The 8,077-nt window shown below is 46.4% G+C and carries 6 protein-coding genes; 3 read left to right on the top strand and 3 right to left on the bottom strand.

Annotated features, from left to right (window positions below; translation table 11 throughout):
* A partial coding sequence (pheT, locus tag Q0R35_RS09650) for a phenylalanine--tRNA ligase subunit beta (protein ID WP_295616810.1) occupies positions 1 to 2,101 on the top strand: 2,101 nt, incomplete at its 5' end.
* A gap of 154 nt (positions 2,102 to 2,255) precedes the next feature.
* Here pheT and Q0R35_RS09655 read toward each other — a convergent pair.
* The 3 genes from Q0R35_RS09655 to dxs all read right to left on the bottom strand — a co-directional run bounded on the left by Q0R35_RS09655 (position 2,256) and on the right by dxs (position 6,153).
* A complete protein-coding gene (locus Q0R35_RS09655) occupies positions 2,256 to 2,561 on the bottom strand; it encodes a hypothetical protein (protein WP_295616813.1) in 306 nt (101 codons plus the stop codon).
* A 304-nt stretch (positions 2,562 to 2,865) separates the two neighbouring features.
* A complete protein-coding gene (locus Q0R35_RS09660) occupies positions 2,866 to 4,155 on the bottom strand; it encodes a DUF4147 domain-containing protein (RefSeq protein WP_295616816.1) in 1,290 nt (429 codons plus the stop codon).
* An 87-nt stretch (positions 4,156 to 4,242) separates the two neighbouring features.
* Positions 4,243 to 6,153: a 1-deoxy-D-xylulose-5-phosphate synthase gene (dxs, locus tag Q0R35_RS09665; protein WP_295616819.1), complete on the bottom strand. Its 1,911-nt coding sequence runs from the start codon at positions 6,151 to 6,153 to the stop codon at positions 4,243 to 4,245.
* A 381-nt stretch (positions 6,154 to 6,534) separates the two neighbouring features.
* Here dxs and Q0R35_RS09670 point away from each other — a divergent pair, with 381 nt between their 5' ends.
* On the top strand, positions 6,535 to 7,458 hold the full coding sequence (locus Q0R35_RS09670) for a MoxR family ATPase (RefSeq protein WP_295616822.1): 924 nt from the start codon (positions 6,535 to 6,537) through the stop codon (positions 7,456 to 7,458).
* A gap of 61 nt (positions 7,459 to 7,519) precedes the next feature.
* Positions 7,520 to 7,876 (top strand): four helix bundle protein, encoded by a 357-nt coding sequence (locus Q0R35_RS09675; protein WP_295616825.1) that lies wholly within the window; start codon positions 7,520 to 7,522, stop codon positions 7,874 to 7,876.
* Positions 7,877 to 8,077 lie beyond the last annotated feature (201 nt).

The raw sequence follows: 8,077 nt of genomic DNA on the forward strand, positions 1-8,077 counted from the left end.
CTCGGAATTGGGATTGACTAAAGATTCGGAAGGAATTTATATTTTCGGCGAAGCGGAGCATCCCGATACACCCGCGATCGGTACTGACGTGCGACCCTTATTAGGATTGGATGATGTCATTCTCGATCTCTCATCTACCGCCAATCGCGCTGACGCGCTGAGTATGGTGGGCATTGCCAGAGAAGTCGCCGCACTCACTGGTGGAGCCTTAAAACTCCCGACTGTGAATGCGTCGCCAATTGCCAAGCAACCGCAATTAACTGTTAATGTCAGCGAAGCTCAGGCTTGTCCCGTTTACTCTGCTACTCTAATTGAAGGCATCCAAATTGCGCCGTCCCCCGACTGGCTGCAACGTCGCTTACAAGCCGCCGGGATTCGCCCAATTAATAACGTGGTGGATGTGACAAATTACATCCTACTGGAGTGGGGGCAGCCTTTACACGCCTTCGATGCGGCTAAATTGCAAGCCGTCAGTGGGAGTCAAACGATCGCAATGGGCGTGCGCCTTGCGGAGAAACAAGGCGAGAGCCTGAAGACCCTAGACGGGCAAGATCGTCAGCTTACCGCTCAAAACCTCCTAATTACTGCTAGTGCCACTCCCATTGCCCTGGCAGGGGTCATGGGTGGCGAAAATACTGAAGTATCGACAGGTACTCAAAACATCGTCCTCGAAGCCGCCATTTTCGATTCAGTCAGCGTGCGAAAATCGGCGCGGAGTCAAGGCGGAATGCGATCGGAAGCATCGACTCGCTACGAGCGCGGTGTCAACTTTGCCGAACTCGAAACAGCAACTGGGCGGGCGATCGAGCTAATTATTCAGCTAGCTGGCGGTAAAATAATCTGTCAGGATATCAGCGATCGTCGTCCTAATCTAACCCTCCAACCTCGATCGATCCAACTCCGGTTAGAACGGTTAAATCAGATCTTAGGGCCGATCGATGATGATGGCGAACCTGGGGAAATTACGACTGAAGATGTCGAACGGACGCTGACAGCCTTGGGTTGTCAATTGACAGCGACGTTAAATGATAATGAAGAAACCGTCTGGGATGTGGTAGTTCCACCTTACCGTTACCGCGATTTAGAACGGGAAATCGACCTCATCGAAGAAGTCGCCCGATTGTATGGTTACGATCGGTTTATGGATACGCTCCCATCAGAATCGGCGGCGGGTTTCCTCTCCCTCGACGAGGAATTATTACGCCAAATTCGCGCCGCTTTCCGTGCTGTCGGCTTAAATGAAGTCGTCCAATATTCCTACGCCATCGAGAAACTCAATGACGGATCGCAGGTAGAAATCATTAACCCGATGTTTGCCGAATATGCGACACTGCGATCGGAATTAATCTCCGGTTTAATTCAAAGTTTCCAAACCAACCTCGCGCAAGGTAACGGCGCACTCCAAGGCTTTGAAATTAGCAAAATTTTCGGACGCGACGAAACCGGATTAACAGAAACCGACGTACTCGCTGGCATCCTCGGCGGCGATGCTGGGATCGGACGCTGGACGACTGGTGGTAAGCCACAACCCCTCACCTGGTACGAAGCCAAGGGAATGCTCGATAGCGTCTGTCACAGCCTCAAAATCCCCGTCGAATATCAAGCCGATCGATCCGATCCGAAGCTACATCCCGGACGCACCGCATCATTATGGTTGCAGGGACAAAAATTGGGCTATTTCGGACAACTACACCCCCAACTTCGGCAGGAAAAAGACCTCCCAGCAGCGGTATATGTCTTCCAACTCAACCTCGATCCGATCCTCAATTACCTTGCTGCCGAAGAACGGTTGGTACCAGTTTTTAAAAACTATTCTACCTATCCCGCATCCGATCGCGATCTGGCTTTCTTCGCCCCGATCGAGCTATCTTTAGCAGATATCCAAAAATCGATCTCTAAAGCTGGCGGCGAACTTTTAGAAGATGTCGAGCTATTCGATGAATATCGCGGTACTAATGTCCCTGACGGACAACGAAGTTTAGCCATTCGGCTAATTTATCGGGCACTAGATCGCACATTAACCGATGCCGATGTGGAGCCGCTCCAACAGAAAGTCAGAGATGTTTTGGTCGATAAATTCCGAGTAACTCTCCGAAGTTAAGGTGATGCCGGATCGAGAATACACGGGCTGAACTATGATTTATCTGATGATATAGATGGACTAAGACGATCGGATAGCAGTCCATCTATATCATCATTCAATCATTTTAATCATAGTTCAGACATTTTTCGGGGAATAATTTTCCCGAAATCACTTAATCGTCCGATCTGCTAGTGCGCTCTGGAGATCTAGAAAGGATAATATCTAATTTTCGATCGAACTCGTTAAACCGCGTCTCTAATCGATCCAATCGCATTTCTAAGCAGTCAAATCTGCCCTCGATTTGGTCTTCTAGCGTGTCGATCTCATTGTAGACACGTTGTTCAAAGAGCTGCTTGCGATCGGTAAATACCCGCTCTAATTCTGGGAGCGATGCCTGAGTATCCTCTAATTGTCTTAATCTCCGGTTAAAGTACCGAAACTGGCGATCGTAATTATTTGGATCTTTGGCTGGCATCATGAGCTTACATCTTGAGTGTTTTTAGCTATCCCCGCTAGAAGTTTATCTCTAGCGGGGATATTCATAGTTTAAAGGTATTCTTATCGACTCCTTGTTGACAACAGCTATATTGCGTCAAGATCGGCATAAAGATCGGCACTAACTACCGATCGATAACGCTATGGTTGTTGTGTATCAACAGTTGTGGCCGATAAAAAGATCGGCACTAATATGCAATCTCTTGCCCTCATCGAACCATTACTACCTGCGCGAGGAAACTAAGTATTGACATTAGATTATTATTCCTTTTACCTAATTGAGCTACTTACGGACGAATTGCGATCGTGATATCAGCAACATTTGTCCCCGTCGCTCCGATAATATGGAGGTCTTCTAATTGTTTAAAGAACGAATAACTATCATGCCGATCGAGTGCCAACTGAGCATCCAGTCCTAATGCTAAAGCCCGATCGATCGTTTTTTCATTTACCGTCGCTCCTGCGGCATCTGTTGGCCCATCGGTACCATCGGTTGCTAGTGTCACTATCCATGCAGGAACGTTATGTTTGGCTAATTCGATCGCGGCTGCTAATGCTAGTTCGGTATTTCTTCCACCGATACCAGTACAATTTTCAGGTAAATTAACTGTCGTTTCACCGCCATAGATTAAAATAGTCTTACTTGGTGCGGCAATAATTTTAGTGGCAATTTCTACACCACAAATCTGTGCTTCTCCTTGGAGATTAGTCTTAATAATTTTCGCTGTGTATGCTTTTTTATCGATCGCTTGCTCGATGGCTTTACAAGCTTGAAGGTTATTACCCACAAAAATATTATCGGCATTTGGATGATTGGTTAAACCGGACGCGATCGATCCAATCGGATCGTCGATAACATCTGATAAAATTAGTCCGATGACTTTACCCGCACCTCCTCTTTCTACTAAGCCACCACCTTTTAAACGATCGATCTGCGATCGCACTGCATTTATTTTCTCGATCGATAAGCCGCTCCCTAATAGTGCAGTACCGATCGCTTGGAGTGCTGCTAGCGAAATATTTTGGTCGGGATTAAAGGTATTAATATCTATCGAATTACTCAATAAAGCATCCTGAATTAATTTTTGAGTATTTTGACTAATTTCGGTAGTAGGCGGATTAGTCAATAGTTGGTTTAAAGCATTCCAATTATGCGGCGCAACGACTAAAGCAGATGCCCCACCAGAGATGCAAGCTAGCACTAGTGTCTGCTCTGTACAACCATCGAGTAATTTCCATACGCGATCGCCAGCATATAAACTAAGATCGTCAGGAACTGGATGTGCTGATTCGATTACTTCCCAATTTTTGGGAAATTTAACATTCTTTAAATGGTCGTATTTAGTCACAACCAATCCTTGAGATATTCGATCGCCGAGGAGTTCGTGAATCGACAGAGCCATCGATACGGAAGCCTTACCAACAGCAACACAACGAATATCTTTATTAGTTAAATTAATTACGCGCTTGTCAATAACTAAATTATCGGCATCTAGCTGTATGTGCTTTTGAATGGCATTAAAGGGATTGACTGATTCTAATCCCGCATTAATCAGTTTTTCAATTAGAGATTTCATATTATTTTATAAAAAAACTAGCCAAATCCCATACCGATCGAGGTATTGGTAATTCAGCTAGTAACGATCGGTAATTTAACTCAAACTTTAGACACCAACCGCTACGGGTTTTTGAGTAAAGAAGGTATTCCGAACTGTTTCGGCAATTTGAGAACTCGTCAAACCGAGACTACCTAATGACTGATCGGGAGTAGCATGTTCTACCAAAATGTCGGGTACGCCAATTCGTTTGATGGGTACTACCACATCTAAATCTAGCAGCGATTCAGCAATTGCCGAGCCGAAGCCGCCCATCAGGCAACCTTCCTCGACTGTGACTACTTTACCGATCGATCGTGCCAGCGGGGCAAATAGTTCGGTATCTAGCGGTTTAGCAAAACGGGCATTAACTACCGTTGCCGAAATGCCGTGTTCGTTTAAGAGTTGTGCGGCTTGCAGCGTGGGATGTACCATCGAACCATAGGCAATCATCAGGACATCATCACCCTGACGGAGAATTTCACCTTTGCCGATCGGTAATTCTTCCCAGCCTTCATCCATTAATGGTACGCCATAACCATTCCCACGGGGGTAGCGCATCGCGATCGGCCCGTCGGTATAATTAATTCCAGTCACTACCATTCGCTGCAATTCGCCCTCATCTTTAGGAGCCATCAGCACCATATTCGGGATACACCGCAGATAGGCAATATCATACATCCCTTGGTGGGTGGGGCCATCCGCACCGACGATTCCGGCTCGATCGAGACACAGGAATACGGGAAGATGTTGAATTGCTGCATCATGAACGATTTGGTCGAAGGCGCGTTGTAAGAAGGTCGAATAAATCGCCGCTACCGGACGCATTCCTTGGGTTGCTAAACCTGCGGCTAGGGTAATTGCGTGCTGCTCGGCAATCCCCACATCGATATATCGATCGGGGAAAGCTGTCTGAAATTTATCTAAACCAGTACCAGTACCCATTGCAGCGGTAATTGCCACAATTTTGGGGTTCTGTTCGGCTAACTTAATGAGCGTATCGGCAAATACCTTAGAATAGGTGGGTGGTTTAGGTTTAGTCGCGGGGGCACTTTTACCAGTTGCCAGATTAAAGGGGTTTTGAGCGTGATAGCCTTCGCGATCTTTTTCGGCGATCGTGTATCCTTTACCTTTTTTGGTCACGACATGCACCATGACTGGCCCTGCGTGTTTGTGGGCACCTTCAAAGGTACTTATCAATTCTTCCAAATTGTGACCGTCTACGGGGCCGATATAAGTGAATCCGAGTTCTTCAAATACCGCACCGACTTTGGGGACTGCCAGCCGCTTCATCCCTTCTTTCACCCGTGCGAGTTCGGGCGAAATTGTTTCGCCAACGAAGGGAATATTTTTGAGTTGTTCCTCGATATTGTCACTGAGGAACTGAATCGGCGCACTAACGCGCAGTTTGTTTAAATAACGCGGAATCGCACCCACATTGGCAGAAATCGACATCTCATTATCATTTAACACCACTAATAAATTAGTTTTGGGTAAATGTCCCGCATGATCGATCGCTTCTAGAGCCATTCCACCCGTCAGCGCGCCATCGCCAATGACGGCAACGCATTTAAAATTTTCACCCTTGAGGTCGCGTGCCATTGCCATCCCCAAGGCGGCAGAAATGCTTGTAGAGGCGTGTCCAGCCCCAAAATGGTCGAATTTGCTCTCGCTGCGTTTGAGATAGCCTGCAATTCCATCCTTCTGGCGCAGCGTGTCAAAACGGTTATATCTACCCGTAATTAATTTGTGTGGATAAGCCTGGTGTCCGACATCCCAAACTACCTTATCTCGATCGAGATCCAATGTTTGATACAGTGCCAGTGTTAGCTCTACTACCCCTAACCCCGGAGCCAAATGACCACCGCTAGTCGCTACTGTCTGAAGATGTTTTTCTCTGATTTCTAAAGCAACTTGCTCTAATTGCCGAACTGATAAACCGTGCAACTGGTTTGGGTGGGTGATTTCGCTTAGGTGCATAGCCAGTTTTCCCCGTCTGATACGATCTCGATGTGAATACCTTCTTTAACTGTAATTTATTTAGCAGGTTTGAGATCGGTAAATTATTGGGTTGTTACAGTTATCTACTTAATTTGAGGTTGGAGATGGGAGATGGGAGTTCGGAGATGGGAGTGTGGAGATGGGAGTTCGGAGTTCGGAGATGGGAGTTCGGAGATGGGAGTTCGGAGTTCGGAGATGGGAGTTCGGAGTTTGGAGTTCGGAGTTTGGAGTTTGGAGTTCGGAGATGGGAGATGGGAGATCGGAAGTGGGCAATATAGATTGATACCAAAAATTAATCTCGAAGCAGAATTGACGATCTGTTAAAAATCGCGATTCATTCGACTACCCCAGTAATAAACTATGGCTACTCTTGTTTCCTCATCACCCATCGAGCGGCTCAGAGCAAATATCGCCCACCAGATTGTTGGTAAAGATCGTCCGATTCAGCTTGTGTTGACAGCTCTACTGGCTGGGGGGCACGTATTACTCGAAGATGTTCCTGGCGTGGGTAAGACTTTGCTTGCCAAATCGCTGGCAAAATCGATCGATGGCAAATTTCAACGCATTCAATGTACGCCCGATCTACTCCCGTCTGATATTACCGGAACGAATATCTGGAATCCTGGTAATCGGGAATTTGAATTTATTGCTGGGCCAGTATTTACCAATATTTTACTGGCAGATGAGATCAACCGCGCGACCCCTCGGACTCAATCGGCATTGCTAGAAGTAATGGAAGAGCGACAAGTCACTTTAGATGGACATTCGCGCGCGGTGGCGGCACCTTTTTTTGTCATTGCTACTCAAAACCCGATCGAGTCTCAGGGGACTTTCGTACTACCAGAAGCGCAGATGGATCGATTTATGGTGTCTTTAAGTTTGGGATATCCCGATGCCAATGAAGAATTACAGATGCTGCAAGGTTTAGCGACTGGGAATTCGATCGCTACTTTAGAACCCTGTATTTCGTCAGAGCAACTTCAAGCAATGCAACAGCAGTGTCAACAAGTCAAAGTAGACGCGGCGATTCAGAAATATATCGTTAATTTAGTCCGCGCCACGCGACACGATCGCGAAATTAGCCTGGGAGTCAGCCCGCGCGGTTCGGTGGCACTCTACCGTGCGACACAAGCCTGGGCATGGTTGCAAGGGCGCACCTATGCTTCACCCGATGATGTGAAGGATCTAGCGATTTATGTATTATCGCACCGCATTCTCACGATCGGCAGTCGGCGCGGCTCTCAATCGATCGAACGGTTGTTACAAGAAGTGCCGATCGAGTAGGGAATAGGAGTAAGGAGTAAGAAGTAAGGAGTAAGGAGTAAGAAGTAAGGAGTGAGGAGTAATGGAAGAATTTACAATTCAGAAGAGGAGTGAAGATTTTGCAATTCGGGTGATTAGAGCTTATTCAGTTTTATCGAACCGACGGTTTGATGATGCAGGTAAAGTATTAGCTAAACAGTTCCTCAGAAGCGGCACATCCATTGGTGCTAATTGCGCTGAGGCTGTCTATGCTCAATCGAGAAATGATTTTATTTCTAAGTACTCGATTGCTCTCAAGGAAGCATCCGAAACTAAATACTGGATTAACATCATGATTAAATCCGAACTAGTATCCGAACACAAATTCTCACTCATGCGGGAAGAAGCAGAAATAATCATCAAAATTTTAGCATCCACAATCAAAACCCTAAAATCTTAATTTCTTACTTCTTACTTCTTACTTCTTACTTCTTACTCCCCACTCCTTACTCCTCACTCCCTACTCAATCGGTTATCCTAAGTAGCATCGACGTAAAACTTGTTGCGGAGAGGATAATAAATGGAATTAGAGCGTGCTGAAGCGATCGTCAAAGAATTGCTGGCTCCAGGGTATCTGACTCCGCCTCAAGAAATGGTATTT

Origin of the sequence: Chamaesiphon sp. GL140_3_metabinner_50 (genome assembly GCF_025361915.1) — a bacterium.
Taxonomy (GTDB): Bacteria; Cyanobacteriota; Cyanobacteriia; order Cyanobacteriales; family Chamaesiphonaceae; genus Chamaesiphon.

Excerpts from the sequence above, each read along its gene's own strand:
- Q0R35_RS09655 (WP_295616813.1), bottom strand. The coding sequence starts at position 2,561 with ATGATGCCAGCCAAAGATCCAAATAATTACGATCGCCAGTTTCGGTAC.
- Q0R35_RS09660 (WP_295616816.1), bottom strand. The coding sequence starts at position 4,155 with ATGAAATCTCTAATTGAAAAACTGATTAATGCGGGATTAGAATCAGTC.
- dxs (WP_295616819.1), bottom strand. The coding sequence starts at position 6,153 with ATGCACCTAAGCGAAATCACCCACCCAAACCAGTTGCACGGTTTATCA.
- Q0R35_RS09670 (WP_295616822.1), top strand. The coding sequence starts at position 6,535 with ATGGCTACTCTTGTTTCCTCATCACCCATCGAGCGGCTCAGAGCAAAT.
- Q0R35_RS09675 (WP_295616825.1), top strand. The coding sequence starts at position 7,520 with ATGGAAGAATTTACAATTCAGAAGAGGAGTGAAGATTTTGCAATTCGG.